This window comes from Mycolicibacterium austroafricanum (assembly GCF_000612725.1).
Classification (GTDB): Bacteria; Actinomycetota; Actinomycetes; order Mycobacteriales; family Mycobacteriaceae; genus Mycobacterium; species Mycobacterium austroafricanum.
This window is the reverse complement of the sequence record NZ_HG964453.1, coordinates 323,010-347,153: the sequence shown is the minus strand read 5'-3', so window position 1 is coordinate 347,153 and position 24,144 is coordinate 323,010. Positions and strand designations below refer to the sequence as shown.

Annotated in this window: 22 protein-coding genes and 2 tRNA genes; 7 read left to right on the top strand and 17 right to left on the bottom strand. The window is 68.3% G+C overall.

Annotated features, from left to right (window positions below; all coding sequences use genetic code 11):
• The 8 genes from BN976_RS15480 to BN976_RS15445 all read right to left on the bottom strand — a co-directional run bounded on the left by BN976_RS15480 (position 1) and on the right by BN976_RS15445 (position 9,493).
• Complete coding sequence (locus BN976_RS15480) at positions 1-1,203, bottom strand: dihydrolipoamide acetyltransferase family protein (RefSeq protein ID WP_036371778.1); 1,203 nt, start codon at positions 1,201-1,203, stop codon at positions 1-3.
• Positions 1,200-2,255: an alpha-ketoacid dehydrogenase subunit beta gene (locus BN976_RS15475; protein WP_036371775.1), complete on the bottom strand. Its 1,056-nt coding sequence runs from the start codon at positions 2,253-2,255 to the stop codon at positions 1,200-1,202. Before BN976_RS15475 ends, BN976_RS15480 begins: the two co-directional genes overlap by 4 nt.
• Before the next feature lies 1 nt (position 2,256).
• Positions 2,257-3,342, bottom strand: coding sequence for a pyruvate dehydrogenase (acetyl-transferring) E1 component subunit alpha (gene pdhA, locus BN976_RS15470; protein ID WP_011781241.1), 1,086 nt, complete (start codon positions 3,340-3,342; stop codon positions 2,257-2,259).
• Positions 3,343-3,442: 100 nt separating this feature from the next.
• Positions 3,443-4,258, bottom strand: a complete 816-nt coding sequence (locus BN976_RS15465; protein ID WP_011781242.1) for an HpcH/HpaI aldolase/citrate lyase family protein — start codon at positions 4,256-4,258, stop codon at positions 3,443-3,445.
• Position 4,259: 1 nt separating this feature from the next.
• Positions 4,260-4,754, bottom strand: coding sequence for a MaoC family dehydratase (locus BN976_RS15460; protein ID WP_011781243.1), 495 nt, complete (start codon positions 4,752-4,754; stop codon positions 4,260-4,262).
• Positions 4,754-5,914 carry an acyl-CoA dehydrogenase family protein gene (locus tag BN976_RS15455; protein ID WP_036371773.1) on the bottom strand — a complete coding sequence of 387 codons (1,161 nt, stop codon included), beginning with the start codon at positions 5,912-5,914 and terminating at the stop codon, positions 4,754-4,756. The genes BN976_RS15460 and BN976_RS15455 overlap by 1 nt, the downstream gene beginning before the upstream one ends.
• Positions 5,911-7,893 carry an ATP-binding protein gene (locus tag BN976_RS15450; RefSeq protein ID WP_036372291.1) on the bottom strand — a complete coding sequence of 661 codons (1,983 nt, stop codon included), beginning with the start codon at positions 7,891-7,893 and terminating at the stop codon, positions 5,911-5,913. Before BN976_RS15450 ends, BN976_RS15455 begins: the two co-directional genes overlap by 4 nt.
• A gap of 49 nt (positions 7,894-7,942) precedes the next feature.
• Positions 7,943-9,493 carry a carboxyl transferase domain-containing protein gene (locus BN976_RS15445; protein ID WP_011781246.1) on the bottom strand — a complete coding sequence of 517 codons (1,551 nt, stop codon included), beginning with the start codon at positions 9,491-9,493 and terminating at the stop codon, positions 7,943-7,945.
• Between the two features lie 93 nt (positions 9,494-9,586).
• On the opposite strand from BN976_RS15445, the gene BN976_RS15440 reads away from it, so the two are divergent.
• Positions 9,587-10,207: an SACE_7040 family transcriptional regulator gene (locus BN976_RS15440; protein ID WP_011781247.1), complete on the top strand. Its 621-nt coding sequence runs from the start codon at positions 9,587-9,589 to the stop codon at positions 10,205-10,207.
• Between the two features lie 3 nt (positions 10,208-10,210).
• Here BN976_RS15440 and BN976_RS33235 read toward each other — a convergent pair whose 3' ends face one another.
• The 3 genes from BN976_RS33235 to BN976_RS15430 form a co-directional block, all read right to left on the bottom strand.
• Positions 10,211-10,366, bottom strand: coding sequence for a hypothetical protein (locus tag BN976_RS33235; RefSeq protein ID WP_011781248.1), 156 nt, complete (start codon positions 10,364-10,366; stop codon positions 10,211-10,213).
• Between the two features lie 41 nt (positions 10,367-10,407).
• Positions 10,408-10,611 carry a hypothetical protein gene (locus tag BN976_RS15435; protein WP_011781249.1) on the bottom strand — a complete coding sequence of 68 codons (204 nt, stop codon included), beginning with the start codon at positions 10,609-10,611 and terminating at the stop codon, positions 10,408-10,410.
• 89 nt (positions 10,612-10,700) lie between these two features.
• Positions 10,701-12,527 carry an alpha/beta hydrolase family protein gene (locus tag BN976_RS15430; protein WP_049778249.1) on the bottom strand — a complete coding sequence of 609 codons (1,827 nt, stop codon included), beginning with the start codon at positions 12,525-12,527 and terminating at the stop codon, positions 10,701-10,703.
• A 134-nt stretch (positions 12,528-12,661) separates the two neighbouring features.
• Here BN976_RS15430 and BN976_RS15425 point away from each other — a divergent pair, with 134 nt between their 5' ends.
• A complete protein-coding gene (locus BN976_RS15425) occupies positions 12,662-13,522 on the top strand; it encodes an MmpS family transport accessory protein (protein WP_083767287.1) in 861 nt (286 codons plus the stop codon).
• On the opposite strand, the gene BN976_RS15420 is transcribed toward BN976_RS15425, so the two are convergent.
• Entirely contained in the window at positions 13,519-14,850 is a 1,332-nt protein-coding gene (locus tag BN976_RS15420) for an MFS transporter (RefSeq protein WP_036371770.1), read from the bottom strand. The genes BN976_RS15425 and BN976_RS15420 overlap by 4 nt on opposite strands.
• Before the next feature lie 25 nt (positions 14,851-14,875).
• Between BN976_RS15420 and cmrA the strand changes: the two genes are divergently transcribed.
• Positions 14,876-15,682, top strand: coding sequence for a mycolate reductase (gene cmrA / locus BN976_RS15415; protein ID WP_036372285.1), 807 nt, complete (start codon positions 14,876-14,878; stop codon positions 15,680-15,682).
• A gap of 7 nt (positions 15,683-15,689) precedes the next feature.
• Here the strand turns inward: cmrA and BN976_RS15410 are convergent, their stop codons facing one another.
• Entirely contained in the window at positions 15,690-17,282 is a 1,593-nt protein-coding gene (locus BN976_RS15410; protein ID WP_036371760.1) for a helicase HerA-like domain-containing protein, read from the bottom strand.
• Positions 17,283-17,364: 82 nt separating this feature from the next.
• Here BN976_RS15410 and orn point away from each other — a divergent pair, with 82 nt between their 5' ends.
• Positions 17,365-18,000 carry an oligoribonuclease gene (orn, locus tag BN976_RS15405; RefSeq protein ID WP_036371757.1) on the top strand — a complete coding sequence of 212 codons (636 nt, stop codon included), beginning with the start codon at positions 17,365-17,367 and terminating at the stop codon, positions 17,998-18,000.
• Positions 18,001-18,027: 27 nt separating this feature from the next.
• Positions 18,028-18,100, top strand: a tRNA-His gene (locus tag BN976_RS15400).
• Between the two features lie 47 nt (positions 18,101-18,147).
• Here BN976_RS15400 and BN976_RS15395 read toward each other — a convergent pair.
• Both BN976_RS15395 and BN976_RS15390 read right to left on the bottom strand, forming a co-directional pair.
• Positions 18,148-18,516, bottom strand: coding sequence for a nuclear transport factor 2 family protein (locus BN976_RS15395; RefSeq protein WP_011781256.1), 369 nt, complete (start codon positions 18,514-18,516; stop codon positions 18,148-18,150).
• A 13-nt stretch (positions 18,517-18,529) separates the two neighbouring features.
• Entirely contained in the window at positions 18,530-19,750 is a 1,221-nt protein-coding gene (locus BN976_RS15390) for a L,D-transpeptidase (RefSeq protein WP_036371754.1), read from the bottom strand.
• A 159-nt stretch (positions 19,751-19,909) separates the two neighbouring features.
• On the opposite strand from BN976_RS15390, the gene BN976_RS15385 reads away from it, so the two are divergent.
• A tRNA-Lys gene (locus tag BN976_RS15385) sits at positions 19,910-19,985 on the top strand.
• A gap of 103 nt (positions 19,986-20,088) precedes the next feature.
• Here the strand turns inward: BN976_RS15385 and BN976_RS15380 are convergent.
• Positions 20,089-21,450, bottom strand: coding sequence for a wax ester/triacylglycerol synthase domain-containing protein (locus BN976_RS15380; protein WP_036371751.1), 1,362 nt, complete (start codon positions 21,448-21,450; stop codon positions 20,089-20,091).
• Complete coding sequence (locus tag BN976_RS15375) at positions 21,447-22,862, bottom strand: WS/DGAT/MGAT family O-acyltransferase (RefSeq protein ID WP_011781259.1); 1,416 nt, start codon at positions 22,860-22,862, stop codon at positions 21,447-21,449. Before BN976_RS15375 ends, BN976_RS15380 begins: the two co-directional genes overlap by 4 nt.
• A 192-nt stretch (positions 22,863-23,054) precedes the next feature.
• On the opposite strand from BN976_RS15375, the gene BN976_RS15370 reads away from it, so the two are divergent.
• Positions 23,055-24,053 (top strand): 1-phosphofructokinase family hexose kinase, encoded by a 999-nt coding sequence (locus BN976_RS15370; protein WP_011781260.1) that lies wholly within the window; start codon positions 23,055-23,057, stop codon positions 24,051-24,053.
• The last annotated feature ends 91 nt before the right edge of the window (positions 24,054-24,144 follow it).

Below are 24,144 nucleotides of genomic sequence, written 5' to 3'. Positions count from 1 at the left end.
TCACAGATCCAGCAGCGCCAACTCCGGCGCCTCGATCAGCGACCGCAGCTCCGCGAGGAACGCGGCCACCTGGGCACCGTCGGCGACACGGTGGTCGAACGCGCAGGTGAGCCTCATCGTCGGCCGCGCCACCACCGCGCCTTCGACAACCACCGCGCGCGGCTTCAACGAACCCACGCCCAGAATCGCGGCCTCGGGGTGGTTGATGACGGGCACTCCGTCGTCGAGACCGAGCGCGCCGTAGTTCGACACCGTGAACGTCGACCCCTGCAGCTCACCGGGTTTCAGCGTGCCGGCGCGGGCGGCGGCGACCAGCCGCGCCACCTCGTCGGCGAGCCGGCGGGTGCTTCGCTCCTGGGCGTCGGTCACCACCGGCACCAGCAGCCCGCGGGGCGCGGCGACACCGACGCCGAGATGGACCGCCGGGTGCACGTGCACGCGTGGCCCGTCCACGGTGTCCACCCAGGTGGCGTTGAGCACCGGGTGCCTGCGCAGCGCGACGACCAGCAGCCGCAGCACGAGCACAAAGGGCGTGACCCCATCCGCACCTGCCGCCGCGAGGCGGTCCCGCAGCCTGAGCAGTTCACTGCCGTCGACCTCGACCGACGCGTGCGCATCCGGAATCTCACTGCGGGAAAGGGACATTCGCCGAGCCATCGCCAGCCGCACACCGCTGACGACGCTGTCCTGCGAGGTTCCGCCGTCGGTCACGGCAAGGACGTCGTCGCGGGTCACGATGCCGTCCGGGCCCGAGCCGTCGATCCGTGACAGGTCCACGTCGAGGTCGGCGGCCAGTTTGCGCACCCGCGGTTTGGCGCGGGCGCGCCGCCGGCTGCCGTCCATGGTGTGGTCCGCGCCGTACCCGACCAGCACCGGCCTGCGCGGCGCGTCCTTCTCGGCGTCAGTCGCGCTGTCCCCGTCGCTGTCCGTGTCGCCGGCCCTGTCGTTTTCGGTGTCATTGCCCAGGTCGATGCGCACCAGCACCGAGCCGACGGGCAGCGTCTGACCTGCTGCGCCACCGAGTTCGGCGATCCGCCCGGCGAACGGACTCGGGATCTCGACTTCCGCCTTGTTGGTCTCGACGGTGCACAGCGTCTGGTTGAGGGTGACGACGTCGCCGATGGCGACCTGCCAGGCGGTGACCGTCGCCTCTTCGAGCCCCTCACCGAGATCGGGGACCAGGAACTCACGCACGGTGCTCATGGCTGACCCATCGCCTTGTCCACGCAGTCGAGCAGCCGGTCGACGCCGGGCAGCCACAGTTTCTCCAGCCGGGCCGGTGGATACGGGGTGTCGAATCCGGTGGCGCGCAGCACCGGCGCCTCCAGGTCGTAGAAACACTCCTCGGAGATCCGGGCGGCGAGTTCGGCGCCGAAGCCCACGGTGCGCGACCCCTCGTGCATCACCACGGCGCGGCCCGTCTTTCGCACCGAGGCGGCGACGGTGTCGAAGTCCAGCGGATTCAGCGACCGCAGATCGACGACTTCCAGTCCGTGCGGCGACAATTCGGCCGCGTTGAGCGCCGTCGCCACCAGCGGGCCGTAGGTGAGGACGGTGACGTCGTCGCCGGCTCGGCGGATCGCCGCGCGCCCGATCGGATCGGCCGGGTTACCGGTGTCGACGACCTCCTTGGCCCAGTAGCGGCGCTTGGGTTCGAGGAAGATCACCGGGTCCCGGCTGGCGATGGCGTACCGCAGCAGCCAGTAGGCGTCGGTCGGTGTCGACGGTGTCACCACCTTCAGGCCGGCGGTGTGCAGCCAGTACGTCTCCGTCGATTCCGAATGGTGTTCCACCGCACCGATCCCCCCGAAGGACGGGATCCGGACCGTCACCGGCATGTCGACGTCGCCGCGGGTGCGCATGCGGTATTTCGCCAGGTGGCTGACCATCTGGTCGAACGCCGGGGCGGCGAAACCGTCGAACTGGATCTCGGGCACCGGAACCAGGCCGCGGATCGCCATCCCGACCGCGATCCCGATGATCGCGGACTCGGCCAGCGGGGTGTCGAAACACCTTTGCTCCCCATAGGTCTCGGCCAGGCCCTCGGTGACGCGGAAGACGCCGCCGAGGGTCGCGACGTCCTCACCGAAGACCAGCACGCGGTCGTCGACCCGCATCGCATCGTGCAGCGCGCGGTTGATCGCCTGCGCCATCGAAATCGGGGCGATCGGTGCGACCGGAACCGCAACCGGCGTGCGCTGCGGCTCGGCGGCGTCGTCGTCGAATCCGAAGGGCCGTTCTATGAGTTGGGTCATCTCACGCCTCCTTCGCCAACTCGGCGAGCAACTCGTCGCGTTGCCGCGCCAGGTCCGGGGTGATGTCGTGGTAGACGGTGTCGAACACCTCGCCGATGTCGATGTCGGGTTCGGTGATGACGGCGTCGCGCAGCTCGGCCCGCAGCCGCTGCGACCGGTGCGCCACGCGTTCCTCCAGGCGTTGCGTCCACACCCCGGTGTGCTCGAGATAGGTACGGTAGCGCGCGATGGGATCCCTTGCGCGCCAATGCTCGACCTCCTCATCCGACCGGTACCGGGTGGGGTCGTCGGAGGTGGTGTGCGGACCCATCCGGTAGGTCACGGCCTCGATGAAGGTCGGCCCGCCGCCCTCGCGTGCCCGAGCGGCCGCCTGTTCCATCACCGCGAAACAGGCCAGCACATCGTTGCCGTCGACCCGCACCCCGGGCATGCCGTATCCGATCGCCCGGTGCGCCAGCGTGGGCCCGGCGTGTTGACGTTCGACCGGCACCGAGATGGCCCACTGGTTGTTCTGGACGAAGAACACGCACGGCGCACCGAACACCGCGGCCAGGTTGAGCGCCTCGTGGGCGTCGCCCTCGGAGGTGGCGCCGTCCCCGAGGAACGCGACCGTCACCGAATCCTCGCCCAGTCGCTGGGCGGCCATCGCCGCGCCCACGGCGTGCAGCCCGTGCGTGCCGATCGGGATCGACACCGGAGCGACACACCTGTCGGTGAACCCCAGCCCGCCGTGCCATCGGCCGCGCCACAGCGCGCCCAGCTGCGCCGGGGCGATCGCCCGCACCAGGAACGCGCCGAGTTCGCGGTACTGCGGGAACAGCCAGTCGGTCTTGCGCAGGCACGCCGCGGCCCCGATCTGGGCGGCCTCCTGCCCGCGACAGGACGCGAACAGCGCCAGCTCGCCCTGCCGCTGCAGGTTGACGAACTCGGTGTCGAGTTCGCGGGTGACGACCATGGACTCGTAGAGCCAGGCCAGCGTTTCGGGTGGGAGGTCTCTTCGGTATCTGGATTCCGGGGTGGGCGCGCCGTCGGGCGCCACCAGTTGAATCGGCTCGTCAAGCTCCGAGAGCGCCGACAATCCAGCCATACCGCCTCCTTGGGCCACTGGCGGCGGATCGCGCCGTCAGACGACTGAGGTGCTCAGGGCAGCGGCGATAAGGGCTGAACCCCTGGTGAGGGGCTGCCGGCTAGGCGCCGGGGTGTGGCGCCAGCTCGACGATGCGCTCTGCTCGCCGTAGCACTGGGGCATCCACCATTATGCCCTCGAATGCGAACACGCCCCGCTGTGTTCGCGCCGTGTCGAGAACCCGACGCGCCCAGTCGACCTCTGCGTCGGTGGGGGCGTACCCGGAACGGATGACCGCCACCTGGGACGGGTGGATGGCCACCTTGACGTCGAAACCGACCGCGACGGCGTCGTCGACCTCGGCCCGCAGCCCGTCGAGGTTCTTGATGTCGAGGAACACCGAGTCCAGCGCCAGCCGGCCGTACGCCTTGGCGGCCAGCAGGGTCTGCGACCGCACGTGGCGGGCCACCTCCCGGTACGAGCCGTCGGGGTAGCGGTTGGCGGTGCCACCGAGCACCGCGAAGAGGTCCTCGGCGCCCCACATCAGCGCCAGCGCGTTGTCCACCCTGGCCAGCTCGACCACGGCCAGCGCCCCGAGAGGCGTCTCGATGAGCACGACCACGTCCAGCGGAGCCAGCGCGGCAACCTGCTGCGGCGATTCGGTCTTGGCCAGCATCACCGTCGTGTAAGACGTGCGCGACAGCGCCTCGAGGTCGAGCTTGTGGTCCGGCGTGCCGGCGGGGTTGACCCGCACCACGGTGCGGGAGGGGTCCAGCGGCGTGTCGACAAGCGCCTTACGGGCAGCCTCGCGGTCCTTGGCCGCCACACCGTCCTCCAAATCGAGGATCACGACATCGGCTGCCGCAGCGGCCTTTTCGAACCTCTCCGGCCGGTCGGCCGGGCAGAACAACCACGCGGGACCGGCTGCCAACGTCATGTCACTCCCCCTCGGGGCGCTTGCGCACCATGGTCTTGCGCGACGCGGTGGCCACGATGTCGCCGTGTTGGTTGCGGCCGGTGTGGGCGAACGTCACGATGCCCTCACCGGGCCGACTCCTGGACTCACGCTTGTCGACGACCTCGGTCTCGGCGTAGAGCGTGTCGCCGTGGAACAGCGGCTTCGGGAATGCGACCTCGCCGAAGCCCAGGTTGCCGACGATCGTGCCCTGGGTGAGTTGGGCGACCGACAGTCCGACCAGCGTCGAGAGGGTGAACATCGAGTTGACCAGGCGCTGGTGGAACGGCGGCAACGCATCCGAGAACGCGGCGTCCAGGTGCAGCGCCTGGGTGTTCATCGTCAGGGTGGTGAACAGGACATTGTCGGCCTCGGTGATGGTGCGTCCGGGCCGGTGCTGGTAGAGCACGCCCGTTTCGAACTCCTCGAACCACAGCCCGCGCTGGATGACGGTCTTATTCGGCGTCATGTCGCTCATTACAGGCCGAGCTCCCGCCCGATCAACATCAGCTGCACTTCGGTTGTCCCCTCGCCGATTTCGAGGATCTTGCTGTCGCGGTAGTGCCGGGCCACCGGATACTCGTTCATGAAGCCGTAGCCGCCGAAGATCTGGGTGGCGTCGCGGGCGTTGTCCATCGCGGCCTCGCTGGAGACCAGCTTGGCCACCGCAGCGGCCTTCTTGAACGGCTTGCCCGCCAGCATCAGCGCGGCCGCGTCGTAGTACGACGCCCGCGCGGCATGCGCCCTGGCCTCCATCCGCGCGATCTTGAACGCGATCGCCTGATTGGTGCCGATCGCACGCCCGAACGCGTGCCGCTCCTTGGCGTACTTCACGCTTTCGTCCACGCATCCCTGCGCGGCGCCCACCGACAGCGCGGCGATCGCGATGCGGCCCTCGTCGAGGATCCGCAGGAAGCCCGCGTAGCCGCGACCCCGCTCTCCGAGCAGGTTCTCCTGCGGCACGCGGACGTCGTCGAAGCTGAGCGGGTGCGTGTCCGACGCGTTCCAGCCCACCTTGTTGTAGGCCGGCTCAGCGGTGAAGCCCGGCGTGGGCACCGGCACCAGGATCGACGAGATCTCCTTCTTGCCGTCAGTTTCCCCGGTGACCGCGGTGACGGTGACCAGCTTGGTGATGTCGGTGCCGGAGTTGGTGATGAACTGCTTGGAGCCATTGATAACCCAGTGCCCGTCGTCGAGCCGGGCGGTCGTCTTGGTCGCGCCGGCGTCGCTGCCACCGCCCGCTTCGGTCAGGCCGAAGGCGCCGAGGGCTTTTCCGCTGGCCAGCAGCGGCAGCCACTCCTGCTTCTGGGCTTCGGTGCCGAACCGGTAGACGGGCATCGCGCCCAGCGACACACCGGCTTCCAGCGTGATCGCCACGCTCTGGTCGACCTTGCCCAGTTCTTCGAGTGCCAGGCACAGCGCGAAGTAGTCGCCGCCCATACCGCCGTACTCCTCGGGGAACGGCAGGCCGAACAGGCCCATGTCGGCCATTCCGGCCACCACCTCGTACGGGAACGAGTGCTCCTCGTCGTGTTTGGCCGCGACCGGCGCCACGACGCTCTGCGCGAAGTCCCGCACGGTCTTGGCCAGCTGCTCGTAGTGGTCGGGCAGGATGCCCGTGGCCAGATTATTGCTCATGACTGCGGCTCCTCGATTGCCGTTATCCGGGCCAGGACCTGGCCCACCTTCACCTGCTCGCCCGCACTGACCAGCAGTTCCACCACCCCGTCGACGGGGGCGGCCAGCGCGTGCTCCATCTTCATCGCCTCGACCGTGACGACGACGGTCCCGGCGGTGACCGTGGCGCCGTCGTCGACGCCGACGGCGACCACAGCGCCCGGCATCGGGCTGGTGAGCTCGGCGTCGCCGCTGTGGGCGTCGTCGGGCCGCACCGGGGCTTCCCGGACCTCCTCGACCATTGTCACGCGGTCCGGCCCGGCCAACCACACCTGCCCGCCGGCACCGGCCACCAGGTACTCGGCGCGCATCCCGTCCACGGTGACCGCCAGCCGATCAGCGACCAAACTCGCACGCAGCGTTCGGGTTCGGCCGCCCTCGACGGTGGCCGTCGCATCCCCGGGTGTGCCGGTCAGCCACACGTGGTCGGTCCGCTCCCCCGCGTGCAGCCGGACCGGTGTCGCGGCGCGCCCGGCGATGCGCCATCCCGACGGCACCTCCCACGGACTCGACGGGGCCACCGGCCAGGACCGCAGCCAGCGGTAGGCGGCGGCGGCGATCAGTTCGTCGTCGGTGGCCGGGGTGGGCGCGAAATCCGGGAGACGGCGGTCCAGCAGGCCGGTGTCCAGGTTCCCGGCGGCCACGTCGGGGTCGGCCAACAGGAAACGCAGGAACTCGACGTTGGTGGTCAGGCCCAGGACCGCGGTGTCGGCCAGTGCCGCATCGAGGGCGCGCAACGCGGTCGGGCGGTCCCCGGCGTGGACGATCACCTTGGCCAGCATCGGGTCGTAGTCGCTGCCGACCGCCGTGCCGCGGGTCAGGCCGGAGTCCACCCGCACACCGGCCCCGGCGGGTTCCCGCAGCGCGAGGACGTCCCCGCCGGTCGGCAGGAAGCCGCGGGCCGGGTCTTCGGCGTACACACGGGCCTCGATGGCGTGCCCGTCGAGCCGGATGTCGTCCTGCGCGATCGGCAGCTTCTCGCCCGCGGCGATGCGGACCTGCAGCTCGACCAGGTCCAGGCCGGTCACCATCTCGGTGACCGGATGTTCCACCTGAAGGCGGGTGTTCATCTCCATGAAGAAGAACTCGTCGGGCCGGTCGGCGGAGACGATGAACTCGACCGTGCCCGCCCCGGTGTAGTCGACGCTGCGCGCGGTGTCGCAGGCGGCGGCGCCGATCCTGGCCCGGGTCTGCGGGTCGAGCAGTGGCGACGGGGCCTCCTCGATGACTTTCTGGTGGCGCCGCTGCAGGCTGCATTCGCGCTCGCCGAGATGCACGACGTTGCCGTGCGCGTCGGCGAGCACCTGCACCTCGATGTGACGCGGGTTCAGAACGAACCGTTCCAGGAACAGGGTGTCGTCCCCGAACGCCGAGGCCGCCTCACGGCGCGCGGAGACGAGGGCAGCGCGCAATTCACTGGCGTCCTGCACGACCCGCATGCCCTTGCCCCCACCGCCTGCCGACGGTTTCACGAGCACCGGGAAACCGACGTCGGCGGCACCGGCGATCAGATCCTGATCGGTGAGCCCCGGACGTGAGATGCCCGGCACCACAGGGACGCCGAACTCCGACACCGCGGCCTTGGCCGAGATCTTGTCGCCCATCGTCTGGATCGCCGCCACCGGCGGGCCGATGAACGCGATCCCCGCCGCGTCCAACGCCTCGGCGAATTGCGCGTTCTCCGAGAGGAATCCATAGCCCGGATGCACGGCCTGCGCGCCGGCGCGGCGAACAGCCGCGAGCAGCGCCTCGACAGACAGGTAACTCTGACGCGCCGGCGCGGGCCCGATGCGCACCGCGACATCGGCCTCGGCGACATGCCGGGCTCCTGCGTCTGCGTCGCTGAACACCGCCACCGAACGAATTCCCATGGCGCGCAAAGTGCGGATCACCCGCACCGCGATCTCGCCGCGATTGGCCACCAGGACTGTGCCGAACATCCCGTCGCTCCGCTCGCCCCGAACGTCGAACATCGTTTGATTCATGCGGTCACATCCTGAAGACGCCGTAGGACACCGGCTCCAGGGGCGCCTGGGCGGTCACCGAAAGTGCCAGTCCGACAACGGTTCTGGTATCAGCCGGGTCGATCACACCGTCGTCCCAAAGCCGCGCCGTCGAGTAGTACGGGTTGCCCTGGTCCTCGTACTGGGCGCGGATCGGCGCCTTGAACGCCTCTTCCTCGTCCGGGGTCATGTCCCCGCGCACGGTGGCCAGCACCGAGGCCGCCTGTTCGCCGCCCATGACCGAGATGCGGGCGTTGGGCCACATCCACAGGAACCGGGGGGAATACGCCCGCCCGCACATCGAGTAGTTGCCTGCGCCGTAGGAGCCCCCGATCACCACGGTCAGCTTGGGCACCCGCGCGCACGCCACGGCGGTGACCATCTTGGCGCCGTGCTTGGCGATGCCGCCGGCCTCGTAGTCCCGGCCCACCATGAACCCGGAGATGTTCTGCAGGAACAACAACGGGACGACACGCTTGTCGCACAGCTCGATGAAATGCGCGCCCTTGACCGCCGACTCCCCGAACAGCACGCCGTTGTTGGCCACGATGCCGACCGGGTGTCCGTGGATCCGCGCGAACCCCGTCACCAGAGTGGTGCCGTATTCGGCCTTGAATTCCGCGAACTCGCCGCCGTCGACGATGCGGGTGATCACCTCGTGCACGTCGTACGGCACCCGGGAGTCGACCGGGACGACGTCGTAGAGTTCGGCCTGGTCGGCCACCGCGTCCACCGTCGGCGCCACCTCCCACGGAGGATCGGCCTTCGGTGCCAGCGTGCCGACGATCCGGCGCACGATCCGTAGGGCGTCCCGGTCGTCGTGGGCGAGATGGTCGGTGACGCCCGAGACCTTGGAGTGCAGGTCGCCGCCGCCGAGCTCCTCAGCGGTCACGATCTCGCCGGTGGCGGCCTTCACCAACGGCGGGCCGCCCAGGAAGATGGTGCCCTGATTGCGGACGATGACGGCCTCGTCGCTCATCGCGGGAACGTAGGCGCCGCCCGCGGTGCACGACCCGAGCACCGCCGCGATCTGCGCAATTCCCTTGGCGCTCATGGTCGCCTGGTTGTAGAAGATGCGGCCGAAGTGCTCGCGGTCGGGGAACACCTCGTCCTGCCGGGGCAGGAAGGCTCCACCGGAGTCCACCAGGTAGATGCACGGCAGCTGGTTCTGCAGGGCGATCTCCTGGGCCCGCAGGTGCTTCTTGACGGTGACCGGGTAGTAGGTGCCGCCCTTGACCGTCGCATCGTTGGCCACGATCATGCACTCCCGGCCGGACACCCGCCCGATGCCGGCGATCATGCCCGCTCCGGGGCACTCGTCGTCGTACATGCCGTCGGCGGCCAGTGCGGCCAGCTCCAGGAACGGACTCCCGGGATCCAGCAGACCGTCGACGCGGTCGCGTGGGAGCAGCTTGCCCCGGCTGACGTGGCGTTCGCGGGCGCGCTCAGGCCCCCCCAGCGCCGCCGCGGCGAGCTTGGTCCGCAACTGGTCGACCAGCGCGACATGACTGTCACGATGAGATGCCCGCGCTGCCATCGCTGAACCCACCTTTAGTTAATGACGACTAACCGAGTGGTATGTTAATCACCATTAACTGTCGCTGTCCAGACCGCCCCGGAGGTTCACGTCATGACCACGACGGACGCCACCTCGCCGCGCAGCAGGGCCAAGTCCGACCGCCGCGGCCAACTGATCGGCGCGGCCGAGCGGCTGATCGCCGAGCACGGTTATCTGGCGGTCCGGCTGGAGGACATCGGGGCGGCCGCAGGCATCAGCGGGCCCGCGATCTACCGCCACTTCCCCAACAAGGAAGCGCTGCTGGTGGAACTGCTGGTGGGCATCAGCACGCGCCTGCTGGCGGGTGCCGTCGAGGTGGTCGACCGCGCCGGTGATGACGCCGACTCAGCACTGGAGGGCCTCATCGACTTCCATCTCGACTTCGTGTTCGGGGAACCGGATCTGATCCGTATCCAGGACCGTGACCTCGGCAACCTGCCGCCGGCGGCGAAACGGCAGGTCCGCCGCAAGCAGCGGCAGTACGTCGAGATCTGGGTCGACGTGCTCCGCCGGCGCACCCCCGGGCTCACAGAGACGGACGCCAGGCTGATGGCTCACGCGGCGTTCGGTCTGCTGAACTCGACGCCCCACGGCGTGAAACCCGGGCTGAACAAAGCGGCCGAGGCCAGCTCCCGGACCGTCCTCAGGACAATGACAGTCGCGGCGCTGACCTCGGCCGGCCGACGCGCTTAGGCGCTAGTACCAGACTTTCCTGCCGCCGATCGGGCGGCCGACGGCGCCGAGCACCCAGAACACTGCGCCGATCACCAGCAGAACCACACCGATATAGGTGAGGATCGAAAATCCGAAAATGAGGCCCAGGATGAGCAGGACCGCACCGAGGACGATCATGGCCACTCCTTTTCTTATCCAGTTCTGTCCAGTCAGCGGATTTACTGACTGGGCTGCGGAACGTTGCAGTCCGTTACCTTCGGATTGACTCCCGCGTAATTCAACGGTCCCGCCACCACCGTCAGCGCGATGCTTCCCGCCGTGGCGCAATTGGCTTCGCCACCACTGAAGTAGTCGCGCTGATACGCAGCGAAAACGCCGATCAACAACCAGACGAGCACAATGACGCCGAGAATCCCTCGCATGCCGCGCCTCCTCTGTCCGCACACCGGTCGGTGGCGTGCAGCAGAGTTTTACCCCGCGGAAAATTCCGGTAAACCTCCGCGGGGACAGGTCAATCCGCGAAAGCCTCGACGAGCCACGCCGTCATGGCTTTCCGCAATACGGCTCGATTCTCGCGTTTGTCGATCTCGTGCCCGTCATCCTCGAACGTCAACAGCTCGACCCGGCGGCCCAATTCGGTCAACGCGTCGTACATCTGTTGGGATTCACCGGGCGGCACATTGGTGTCGTTGAGCCCGTGCACCAACAGCAGCGGTGCAGTCACCTTGTCGGCCCGCGGCAGTGGAGACAACCGTTCGAGTAGATCCTGATCGCTGACCGGGTGCCCGTACTTCGGGTACGCCGCCGCCGCGATCCACTGCTCGGTGTTGCGGTACCAGCTGTTCAGGTCGCTCATTCCGCAGATGCTGATGCCCGCGGCGAACTCGTCGGGGTGAAAGGTCAGCGCCGCCTGTGTCAGGTAGCCGCCGTACGACCAGCCGCAGCAGGCCACCCGCCCGGCAGGCGCGTGCCCGTTGCCCACGAGGAAACGCGCGGCGTCGGCGACGTCATCGATGGCCGCGAAGCGGCGCTCGCGGTCGTCGGCGTGCATGAAGGCCCGCCCGAATCCGCCGGATCCGCGCACGTTGGGCAGGAAGACGCAGATCCCTTCGTCCAGCAGTGCGGGAAAGAACTCGTTGTACCCGGGCCTGCCCTGCCCCTCGGGCCCACCGTGCAGGAACAACATCGCACCGATGGTCTCCACCCCTTCGGGAGGCCGGAACAGCCAGCCGCTGAACGTCAGGCCGTCGCGGGCGATGATCGTCTCCAGGGTGGGGTCGTCCGACACCGGGCCGCAGCTGGGTTCGCGGTCGACCAACTCCCATTCGCGGGTCCGCGGATCGACCAGTTCGACAGTGGGCGGCTTCGACGGACCTTCGACCGTCATGGCCAGCATCGTCCCGCCCGCGCTGATGCTCAGCTCGCCGGCCACCATGCCCGGCAGCGGGATCGGGTCGTGCAGCGTCTGATCGGCGTACTCCAGGATCTGTAATTCACTGGCGCCGTGCAGATTCCACAACATCGCCACCGTCGACAGGTCATCGCTGACCGTGAACTCGTCGAGTTCGTAGCCGGGTCGCTCGGCCACCACCTGGTAGGACACGCCGTCGGCGGTCACCGTCACTTCGAGCAGGCGCGCGTGCTGGGCGCCGTTCTCGCTGCGGATCAAGGCCCGCACATAGCCCTCGGTGCTGTCGAGACCGTAGTCCTTGACCGGGTAATAGAGGTCGGTGGTCTCACCCTCCGGCCCCGAGCGCAACCGGCGCGGACTGTGGTCGTCGAGGATGATGCCGGTGTCGGTCGTCGACCCGGGATCGTAAGGCAGCAGCGCGGTTTCGGTGAGCGCCCGCAACATGATCAGATCGCGGTAGCCGCGTGGGCCCACCCGCACGAGCGAAGCGCCGCCCCAGGCGTCGACGAGTCGGCCACCGGATCTGCGGTCCAGCACGATGACCGTCGTCCCGGACGGGTCGAGCAGGCATGACGTGCCGACCCCGTCCTCACCGGTCAGGATGGCCGCGACAAGCGTGCCGTCCCAGCTGATCAGCTCCGCGGTGCCCTCCACCCCCGACGGCCACCTGTCGATCCTTCGCGCATCACGATCGTCGGGATCCGTTGTCACCACCCAGATCTGGCTGCGGCTGCCACCTTCTGGCGCGACCTGGCATGCCAACCAGTGACCGTCTGCCGAGTGCATCACCCGCGTCACGGGGCCTTCGACGGGCAGCTCGACATCGCGCGAGGAGCTCGCGCGCCACCCGCGGAGGAACCGCTGCACCGCCCTCGGATATCCACCGTCGTCGACGAGATGGGCGAACGCCGTGGCGTCGGGCGACATCGACGCGCCGTAGATTCGACGGACCTGTTCTGCCACGGTTCCCGATTGTGCACGGTCGACGCGCGCAGCGAGGTGCGAGGCGGTGCGGGGCGCGCTGAGCGGTTGCGCAGGTACCCTGCAGCCATGAGGTGGGTATGACGGATTCACCCTCCCGCGGACGTGAGGAGCGATCAGGCTTGGGCGGACGCGAGGAGCAATCAGGCCTGGGCGGACGCGAGGAGCAATCAGGCCTGGGCGGACGCGGGGAGCAGTCAGGCTGGGGCTACCCCGGGTACTCGGACCCGGCGTACGCGAGCCAGACGCCCTACGCGCCGCCCTATCAGGCGCCGCCGGGACCCCGGCCCACCGAGCGTCTGCCCGCCTACTCGCCCTACGGCCAGGACCCGTACGCGACGGGCCAGTATCCACCGCAGTACCCGCCGCAGGGTTACGGTTCCGAGCCACCACCTCCGGAGGACCCGAAGTCGCCCCGCTGGCTGTGGATCGTCGCCGGCCTGGCGGTGCTGACCGTCATCGGACTGGTGATCGCGCTGGTGATCGTCAACAGCTCCCGGCAGCAGCCGGTGGCCATCACCCCGTTGCCGTCGGCTCCGGAACCGTCGTACCCCACACCCGCACCGACCACGACGTCACGCCCGCCGACGCGGCCGTCCACGCCGGTGCTTCCGGCCCCGACGCTGCCGAGCGCGCCGAGGACCACACCGCCCACCGAACCGACGGTGCCGGGGGCCACCGACGCCGTCGTCTACACCGTCGACGGCAACGGCCGCGCCATCAACATCACCTATGTCGACACCGGCGGCCTGCTGCAGACCGAGTTCAACGTGATGTTGCCGTGGAGCAAGGAAGTGTCGTTGCCCGCGCCCGGGGAGGGTTCGGCAAGCATCAGCATCATCAACGTCGGCCGCGAGGTGACCTGCTCGATCACGGTCAACGGCGTCCAGCTCGACGAGCGCACCGGCGCCGGCCTGACGATCTGCACGTCGACGGGCTAGACCGGATCCCTGCGGTGCGGCGCACGCACCGGGAGAAACAGCAGCAACCCCAACACCAGCACGGCGACCAGACCGCCCATACCGGCGCGCGGGCTGTCGAAGACGTCGATGGACAGCGAGAACAGCCACGGCGCCAGGAAGGTCGCCGCCCGCCCGGCGGTCGTATAGAACCCGAACGTGACGCCCTCCTTGCCGTGCGCGCACATCCGCAGCATCAGCGTGCGCGCCGAGGACAACGTCGGACCGATGAACAGGCACAGCAGCAGACCGCACACCCAGAAGGCCAGCACGCCCGACAACACCATCAGAACCAGGCCCACCACGATCATCGACACCAGCGACACCACGATGACGTGCTTGGAGCCGACCCTGTCGTCGAGTCGCCCGCCGATCACCGACCCGACCGCGGCCACCACGCAGGCCGCGACGCCGAAAAGCAGCACATCGGCCGACGAGACGCCGTAGACCTGCACGCCCAGCACGGCACCGAAGGTGAAGACGCCCGTCAGCCCGTCGCGGAAGATCGCGCTGGCGCCGAGGTAGTAGACGAGGTTGCGGTCCCGGCGCCATTCGGCGCGCAGGTCGTGCCACAGCCTGCGGTAGGCACCGATGAAGCCCACCCGGGGTGGAGGTGTCTGCGCAAGCACGGGCGGCGGCGAGATGAGCAGCGGCAACGCGAAGACCGCGAACCACGCCGCGACGAGCAGCATGGCCGCCCGCACGTTCTGGCCGTCGGCGACGGGTAGGTGCAGCAGGCCGCGGGTGTCGCCGGCACCGGCGATGAAGCCCACATAGACCACGAGCAACGCCAGCACGCTGCCGAAATAGCCCAGGGCGAGCCCGAATCCGGAGACGCGGCCGGAGGTTTGCGGGGTGGACAGATCCCGCAGCATCGCGTTGTACGGGACGGTGGACAGTTCCCCGCAGGCCGCGGTGCAGGCCAGCAGGATCAGGCCGGGCCACAGGTAGCGGTGGTCGTCACGGATCAGGCTCATCGACGCGGTCAGCATCACCACGAGCCCGGTCAGGATCGCCAGGGCGCGTCGACGCCGGGCGGGCGCGTCGACCCACACCCCGGTCACCGGCGCGAGCAGCGCCACCACGAGCCCCGCCACCGCCAGCGCCCTGCCCAGCCAGCTCGCCGGGCTGGTTTCGCCGGGGAGGTCGTCGCCGACAGTGGAAGTCAGATAGACCGTGAACACGAACGTGATCACGATCGCGTTGATCGCGGTCGCCCCGAAATCCCACATCGCCCAGGCCAGCACGCGCGAGCGTTTCGCACCCGCACTGCCTACGGGCGGCCCGATCGTGGGCGACAGCTCGCTCATGATCGCTCACGATATAGTCCGGCCCATGCCCGTACCCGCTCCCAGCGAGGACGCCCGTGCCGTCGTCACCGGCGCCTCTCAGAACATCGGCGAGGCGCTGGCCGTCGAGCTCGCCGAGCGTGGACACCACCTGATCATCACGGCCCGCCGCGAAGAGGTGCTCAACGAGCTCGCCGAGCGGCTGCGTCAGAAGTACGGCGTGACCGTCGAGGTGCGAGCCGTCGACCTCGCCGACCCGGTGTCGCGCGGCGCGTTCTGCGACGAACTGGCCGGCCGCAACATCTCGATTCTGTGCGCGAACGCCGGCACCGCCACGTTCGGTGCTGTGCATGCACTGGATCCCGCCGAGGAGCGGAAGCAGGTGCAGCTCAACGTTCTCGGCGTACACGATCTGGTGCTGGCCGTGCTGCCCGGCATGGTGCAGCGCCGCGCGGGCGGCATCCTGATCTCGGGATCGGCGGCCGGCAACTCCCCCATCCCGAACAACGCCACCTACGCCGCGACCAAGGCGTTCGCGAACACCTTCGGCGAATCGCTGCGCGGCGAGGTGAAATCGGCGGGCGTGCACGTCACCGTGCTGGCCCCCGGCCCGGTGCGCACCGAGCTTCCCGACCCCGACGAGCAGTCACTGGTCGAGCGGTTGATCCCCGACTTCCTGTGGATCGACACCGAGTACACCGCGAAGGTTTCGCTGGATGGCTTGGACCGCAACAAGATGCGCGTGGTGCCCGGCATCACGTCCAAGGCGATGTCGGCGGCCAGCGGATACGCGCCCCGCGCGATCGTCGCCCCGATCGTCGGCGCGGTGTACAAGAAGCTCGGCGGCGACTGACCCCTCTTCAGCGTCGGCGTCGTCGCCGTCCGGTGCCGAAAATGCTGCGGGTGATCTCGCGACCGATCACGGTGCCCGCCGAGCGCATCGCACTCTTGAAGGCGGGGCTGTCCATCATCTTGTCCAGCAGGCCCGGCTCGTCGGGCTGCGCGGGCGCGGGCATGGGCGGCACCTCGACCGGCGGCGGGATGTAGACCGGCGGCGGGGAAGCCGGGAGCGCCGGGGTGACGGGCGGTGGCGGGGCGAGCTTGGCCGCCAACCGTTCGTGTGCCGAGTCCCGGTCTATGGTCTGGCCGTACTCGGCCTGCAGCGGGCTGGCTTTGGCGGCCGCCGCGATCGCCTCCGGCCCGATGGTGTCCATCAGCGAGCGCGGGGCCCGCATCCTGGTCCACGCCACCGGGGTGGGGGCGCCCCTCTCGGACAGCACGGTGACGACGGCCTCGCCGATCCCCAGCGAAGTCAACGCCGACTCCAGGTCGTACACCGCGGTTTTCGGGTAGGTGCGCACCGTCTTGGTCAACGCCTTCTGGTCGTCCGGCGTGAACGCCCGCAACGCATGCTGGATCCGCGCCCCGAGCTGGCTGAGCACCTCCTTGGGAACATCGGTGGGCAACTGCGTGCAGAACAGCACCCCGACGCCTTTGGAACGGATCAGCTTGACCGTCTGCTCCACCTGCTGCAGAAAGGCCTTGGAGGCGTCGGCGAACAACAGATGCGCCTCGTCGAAGACGAACACCAGCTTGGGTTTCTCGACGTCACCGACCTCGGGCAGCGTGGTGAACAGGTCGGCCAGCACCCACATCAGGAACGTCGAGAACATCACGGGGCGGGCGGCCTGGCTGCCCAGCTCCAGCAGCGTGATGATGCCGCGGCCGGACGCGTCGACCCGCAGCAGATCGTCGGGTTCGAGTTCGGGCTCGCCGAAGAAGGTGTCGGCGCCTTCGGCCTCGAGGTTGACCAGCGCACGCAGGATGACACCCGCGGTCGTGGTGGACACCGCGCCGAGCGCCTTGAGTTGCGGCTTACCCTCATCACTGGTCAGGTACTGGATCACCGCACGCAGATCCTTCAGATCCAGCAGCGCCAGGCCCTGCTGATCGGCCCAGTGAAAGATCAGACCCAGCGTCGACTCCTGAGTCTGGTTGAGCCCCAACACCTTCGACAGCAGGATCGGCCCGAAGCTGCTGATCGTGGCGCGCACCGGCACCCCGATGCCGGAGGTGCCCAGCGACAGGAACTCCACCGGATACGCCGTCGCGGCCCACTCGTCACCGGTGTCGGCGGCCCGCTGGGTGACCTTCTCGCCGGCCTCGCCGGGTTTCGACAGCCCCGACAGGTCGCCCTTGACGTCGGCCATCACCACCGGAACCCCCGCCGCCGACAACTGCTCGGCGAGCACCTGCAACGACTTCGTCTTCCCGGTGCCGGTGGCACCCGCCACCAGGCCGTGCCGGTTGAGCGTGGCCAGCGGGATCCGCACCCGGGCGGACGGATCGCAGACCCCGTCGACGACGACCGAACCCAGGTCCAGCGCCGCACCTTCGACGGCATAACCTGCGGCGATCTGCTGCGCTGGGGTACCGGAAAGTTCCGTCGTCATGGCCGGAACCCTACTTGGGCCTCGCGGCGATCAGGCGGGTGTGGGCAGCCGACAGCGGCGGCGGGGCTTACTGTTGAGCGCTGTGCGTGACGAACTGGTGTGGATCGACTGCGAGATGACCGGGCTGGACCTCAAGTCCGACCGGCTCATCGAGATCGCGGTGTTGGTGACCGACTCCGAACTCAACATCCTGGGCGACGGCCTCGACGTGGTCATCCACGCCGACGAGGCCGCGATGTCGTCCATGATCGACGTCGTCGCCCAGATGCACGCCAAGTCCGGTCTGATCGACGAGGTCCGCGCCTCCACCGTCGACCTGGCCACCGCCGAGGACATGGTGATGACCTACATCCGCGAGCACGTCAAACAGGCCAAGACGGCCCCCCTGGCCGGCAACTCCATCGCCACCGACCGCGGGTTCATCGCGCGCGACATGCCCAAGCTCGACGACTACCTGCACTACCGCATGATCGACGTCAGCTCGATCAAGGAGCTGTGCCGCCGCTGGTATCCCCGCATCTACTTCGGGCAGCCGGAGAAGGGTCTGGCGCACCGCGCACTTGCTGACATCCACGAGTCGATCCGGGAGCTGCGCTACTACCGGCAGACCGCGTTCGTCGCGCCGCCCGGGCCGTCGACCAGCGACATTGCCGCCGTTGCGGCCGAACTCGGGCCCGTTGCCAATGGCGATTCGGCTCGAGGGGGCTCCAGCGGCTAGTATGACCAAGCCGCACGCGCGGCGATGGTGGCTGTAGTTCAGTTGGTAGAGCACCAGGTTGTGATCCTGGCTGTCGCGGGTTCGAGTCCCGTCAGCCACCCCGACAGGGAAACGCCGTCTACTCCGGTAGGCGGCGTTTCTGTCTTCTCAGGACGCAGTGTCTGCCGGCGCGTAGGTGCCGTGACCTTCGACGACCAGTCCGGCATCGTTGAACCGGAGCACCTCGCTGACCAGTCCCCCGTTCTGGTTCCGGTAGGCGATCACCACCGTGTCGATGCCCTGATAGACGCGCTCGACGGTGAACCTGAGGTCCGGGATGCCGGCCAGGGCCGCCGTCCAGTACTCGCGCAGCGCCGCCTTCCCGCGGACCACGCCGCCCGTCTGCGGTGCCACCTTCAACGCCACCGGCGAGGTGAACACCACCTCGTCGTCGAAATGCTCCAGGACCGCGTCGACGTCGTGCTCGTTCCAGGCACGGACCCAGTCCGCGCTGAACGCCGCCGCATCGATGTGCACGCCTGCCGACCCGTCAGAGGTTGGCGTTGCCGGCCTTCCACTGATCCCACGGGATGTTCCAGTCGCCCAGCCCGTCGGTGCCCGACAACGGCGATCCCACGGTGTTGACGATCTCCACGATGTCGCCGCGCTTGGAGTTGTCGTAGAACCACTGGCCGTTACTGGTGCTCACGTTGATGCAGCCGTGGCTGACATTGCTGTAGCCCTGGCTGCCCACCGACCACGGGGCGGCGTGCACATAGATGCCGCTGTAGGAGATCTGGGTGGCCCAGTCGACCTCGGTGCGGTACCCGTTGGGCGAGTTGGCCGGAACGCCGTATGTCGACGAGTCCATCACCATGTGCGACCGCCGGTCCCCGACGATGTACACCCCGTTGTTGGTCGGGGTGCTGTTCTTACCCATCGAGACGGGCATGCTCTTGATGACCTCGCCGTTGCGGCGCACGGTCAGCGTCTTGGTGTTGTCGTCGACGGTCGTGATGACCTCGTCACCGATCTTGAAGCTCGTCTTGACGTTGTCCTGACCGAACAGACCGTCGCCCAGATCCACCCCGTAGGTGTTGACCGCCACCTCGACCGTCGTTCCGGGTTTCCAGTACTTGGCTGGGCGCCAACGCACTTCGCGATTGTTGAGCCAGTAGAACGCGCCCTCGACGGGCGGAGTGGTCTTGACGGTGATCGCGCGTTGCGCGGCGAGGCGATTCGGGATGTTCTCGTCGAACTGGATCGCCACCGGCTGCCCGACACCGACGACCTCACCGTCGTTGGGCAGCACGTAGGGCATCGTCAGGTTTTCCGGCGAGTGCGTCTCGAACGTCATCTGACTGCTGGTCACACCGCCGAGACCGAGTGACTGTGCAGTCAGCGTGTAGCTCTTGTTGTAGCCGAGCGGTTCCGCGGTCTCCCACGTCAGCCCGTCCTCGGACAGCTGCCCCGCGACGGGCTCGCCGTCCTCGTTGACCATCGTCACGGCGCCGAGCACACCGTAATCGGCGCTGACGGTGACCGGCGAGTCGACACTGACGCCGACGGCGCCGTCCTGAACCGAGGCCGTCAGCTTCGGGACCAGCAGGTCACCGAACGGTGTGCCCTTGTCGGTGATCACCTGCGCCTGGACCGGTTCTGCGTTGTCGCCGCAGGCGGTCAGGCCGAGCGCAATCGCGGGAACCAGCACAGCGACCGTCAGCCAAGACCGCCTCCGCCGCACCCGGGTTGCCGTGTTGACCTGCCACATACTCCGCCCCACCTCGCATACAGAACTCGCCCACAGATTGTTGCCGCCGATTCTACGGGGAGTTTCGATGTTGGAGCACGACTGCGATGTCGGCTCCGGATACCGCGTGGACGTGCTGATTTTCTTCCAGCGCCACGGGCCTGTTATTGTCTCACACGCGCGCCGTTAGCTCAGTTGGTAGAGCAGCTGACTCTTAATCAGCGGGTCCGGGGTTCGAAACCCTGACGGCGCACCACACAAAAACCCTGCTCAGGTGGGGTTTTTGTCGTTGCGGAGCGTTTGCCGTCTTGGCCGCCACCCGCCTCTTCGACCCCAACGTCTGACGGTCCGATGCACGATCAGCCCAGTGCCAACACCTCGTCGAAGCCGGCGACGAGGCAGTCGAAGAACACCTCGAAGTCGGGAATCGCGCCGGTGTCCACGTCTATGCCCAGCGTGCACACGTCCACGTAGGTCAACAACGTCACGTTGACCGCTGATCCGATGGTCGGGCCGAAACCGTATTGGGCGAGAACCTTCGCGCCGCCGAGGAACACCGGCACCGGAATCCCCGGCACGTCGCTACACAAAAAGTCGATATTGCGCAGCATCGATCCGATGTACCACCGCGGCATCATATTCAGGACACCGGCGATCCACTGCGTGTACGGCACCGACTTCTCGTGACGCACCCTGCCGGTTCGCTCGTGCACCTGGCGAATGCGCTCCACGGGATCGGCGACACCGACCGGTACGTCGAACCGCATGATGGTGATCCGGTTGCCGCCTATCTCGTCGCCATCTTCGCGCAGGCTCATCGGCATGGTCAGGTGAAGGTCTCCAACCGTCACGTCATGTGCTTCGTGGTAGCGGCGCAACCCGCCGGCCACGCCGGCGACGAACGCGTCGTTCAACGCACCACCGCCGCGATGGGCGGCCGCCCGCAGCGCTGCGAACGGGACCTCGTGCACGCCCAGCCGGCGGATGAGGCTGCGCTTGCTCATCAGCGACGAGCCCCTTCGGTTCACCGGCGCCATGGTCCGGTAGACCGACGCGGCCAGCTCGGCTGCCGACGACACGGTGTCCACAGGCCGCAGAATGCTGCGGGAAACCAGCTTCGGGGCCATCTTCAGGGCGCCCATCAGGGCGTTGCCCACCAAGCCGGCCCCGTATTGGGCGCTGTCGCGATAGCTACGCAGCCACGGCGGCGGGGGTACCTCGGGCAGTGCCGCCACCGCCGCGGGTTGCTCATGGGCCGCCGACAGATCGAAGAGGATCATCGCGATCTGGATGCCGCCCACGCCGTCGGTCAACGCATGATGGAACTTGAGAATCATTGCGGCGCCGTCATTGTCGAGACCATCGACCAGCGTGGCCTCCCAGAGCGGGCGGGCCCGGTCGAAGTCCTCCATCGCCGCGACCCGCGCCATCTCCAACAGCGTGTCGATGGTGCCGGGGGCCGACGCGGTCACTCTGCGCATATGGAAGTCGAGGTCGAAGTCCGGGGCCTGCTCCCACCTCGGCGGCGCCGGAGGCGGAGACGCGACGACCCGCTGTCGCAGCATCGGCACCGCCCGGGCGATGATGTCGAAGCGATTCCGTACTTCGTCCCAGTCCGGCGACTTGTCGAGCAGGATCAGCGTGACCACCGTCGAGCGCAGCCGGGGATCACTCTCCATGGCCCAGGTGAACGCATCGCTGTTGCGCATGAACTCGGTCATGGGGCATCAGCGATCGGTCGGCCCGCCCCATCGGGGGGTGTCCTGCGCTCGGCACGGCCGAGTTCGGCCAGGCACCTCACCCCTTCCCCGATCCCGCGGGCGAGCGCGTCGACGTCGGGTGCGCTGTCATAGTCGGCCGTGATGCCGAAGGAGAACCGGCCTGCGTAGCTGAGCATCGCGATCCCGGTTCGCAGATGAAGGGCAATCGGGGGGATCGGCAGGATCTCCACCACTTTGCGGCCCAGCACTCGTTGTCGGCCGCGGGGGCCCGGGACGTTGGTCGCCAATGCCGTCACCGATCTCTGTGGTAGTCGGGTGAGCAGTCGGATCGTCCACGCCGAGAGAGCGAAAGGAATGTTGCCGGCAGCCGCGAGCACCGCATCACCGCCCTCCCGCTGACCACTGCCCTTGGCCCGGCTCAGCCGCCGATGCACGATCTCGAGCTGCCTGACCGGATCGGGTTCGTCGACCGGCAGCAACGGCAGCATGGCCGACACCCGATTGTCGGTGACATCGAAATCGCCCGCCGAGCGCATCGACACCGGCACCAGCGTGCGCAACGCGTGAGGACCCGGTGATTCGCCGCGGTCGAGCAACATGTGCCGGTAGCCGTTGGTGATGGCGGCCAGCGCCACATCATTGAGCGTCACGTCGAAGTTCCGGCTCACCTGCTTCATGACAGCGAGGTCCACCACGGCGGCACTGTAACGACGCATCCCGGTGACGGGTCCGTTGAGCGAGGACTCCTGGCCGGGGGTGAGCACCCGGGCGGTCAGCTCCGCCGCTCCCACCACGGCGTGCTCGGCGGCACCGGCGGCGGCGAGAGTGGCCCGCCAGGCGCCGTTCATCCAGTCCAACGGGTTGAGCCTCGGCCTCAGCAGGCCGAGGATCGAAGGACCGGATTCCTGAGCGGCGCGGATGTCGGCGGCGAACGTCTCACCGGCACCGTCGTCACTCAACTTCGCCAGCATCTGCGCGGTCGCGATGCCGTCTGCAATGCAGTGATGGATCTTCATCAGTGTCGCCCACCGCCCGTCGGCCAGTCCCTCGATGATCCAGCACTCCCACAACGGCCGGTCGCGGTCGAGGCGGCGTTCCATGATGCCGGCGATCGTCGTGAACATCTCGGCGTCGTCGCCCGGGGCAGGCAACGCGATGCGATGCAGGTGGTGCGCGATGTCGAAGTGCGGGTCGTCCACCCACTCGGGAGCGGCGAGGTCGAACGGCCGGGTGTGCACGATCTGCGTGCAGCGCGGAATACCCTGCGCGCGTTCGGCGAACGCCGCCACGAGGTCGTCATAGTCAGGAGCCGGCCCCTCGATGATCGACACGGCGCCGACCGCGAGACTTACGTGCGGGTCGGAGTCCTCGGCCTGCAGGAAGCTCGCATCAAGCGTACTCAGATGCTCCATGGGGTGACACTGCACCATGCAACGGTTGTCGCGGCAGAGGCACAAGTCCTCAACCCGCGGAGACAAAACCGCCGGGTGTCACGGTCCCGGCCGGCTGCTCTGGGCCCAACGGCGTCGTGTCAGGGACTTAGGACCTTTACCGCCGCCCGATCGCGCCCCTAGGGTCGAAGCCGGACGGAAGGCGGGTTATCGATGACCGACATCACGAACGTACGCTCTCCGGTGAGTGGTTCGCGGATCGTCACGTTGACCATGAACCCGGCGCTCGACATCGCCACCAGCACCGAAATCGTCATGCCGACGGAGAAAATGCGTTGCAGCGCAGCGCGTTACGACCCGGGCGGCGGTGGCATCAATGTCGCCAGGGTGGCCCGGACCCTCGGCGCCTCGGTGGTGGCCTTGTTTCCCGCAGGCGGCGCCAGTGGTGATCTGTTCGCCGACATGCTGGAGGCTATCGGCATCTCGGCGCACATGATCCCGATCGCCGGTTCTACCCGGGAGAGCATCACGGTCAACGAACTCCGCACCCAGCGCCAGTATCGCTTCGTACTGCCTGGGCCGACCCTGACGGCCGCCGAACAGACGGAATGCCTGAACCAACTCCGCGAGGTCGCGGCGTCGGCCGATTTCGTGGTCGCCAGCGGAAGTCTCCCGCCCGGCGTCTCACCGGAGTTCTACAACCGGATCGCCGATGTGTGCGCACAGCTGGACGCCCCCCTGGTTCTCGACGCCTCCGGCGGCGGTTTGCAGCACCTCACGGGCGGCAACGTTTACCTGCTCAAGCCCAGTATCCGGGAGCTCCGTGAGTGCGTCCGCCGCGAGTTGGGCAGCGAGGCGGAACAGGTGGCGGCGGCCCGAGAACTCATCGAGCGGGGAGGCGCACGCAACGTCCTGGTGTCGCTGGGCGCCCAGGGCGCCCTGCTGGTCACCGCCGACGGGGCCCAGCGCTACCCGGCGGTCGAGGTGCCTCCCGGCAGCGGTGTCGGGGCGGGCGACGCCATGGTCGCCGGCGTCACCTGTGGGCTGGGCCGCGGGTGGGGGCTGCCCAAGTCCGTCCGACTGGGTATCGCCGCGGGCGCTGCCATGCTCATGACCCCGGGAACGGCGTCGTGCACCCGCGCCGATGTCGAGCGACTCTTCGACCGGACTCCCGACCCGGTCGACCTGACGGTCCCGGCCGCCGACCGCTGAAACAGACAGTCGCGTCGCAGTCTTGAAGCGAGGATGTCCGGGCTCTCCATGTCGGTGACGGCCCGACACCGTGACTGCGGGTCGGCCGTCC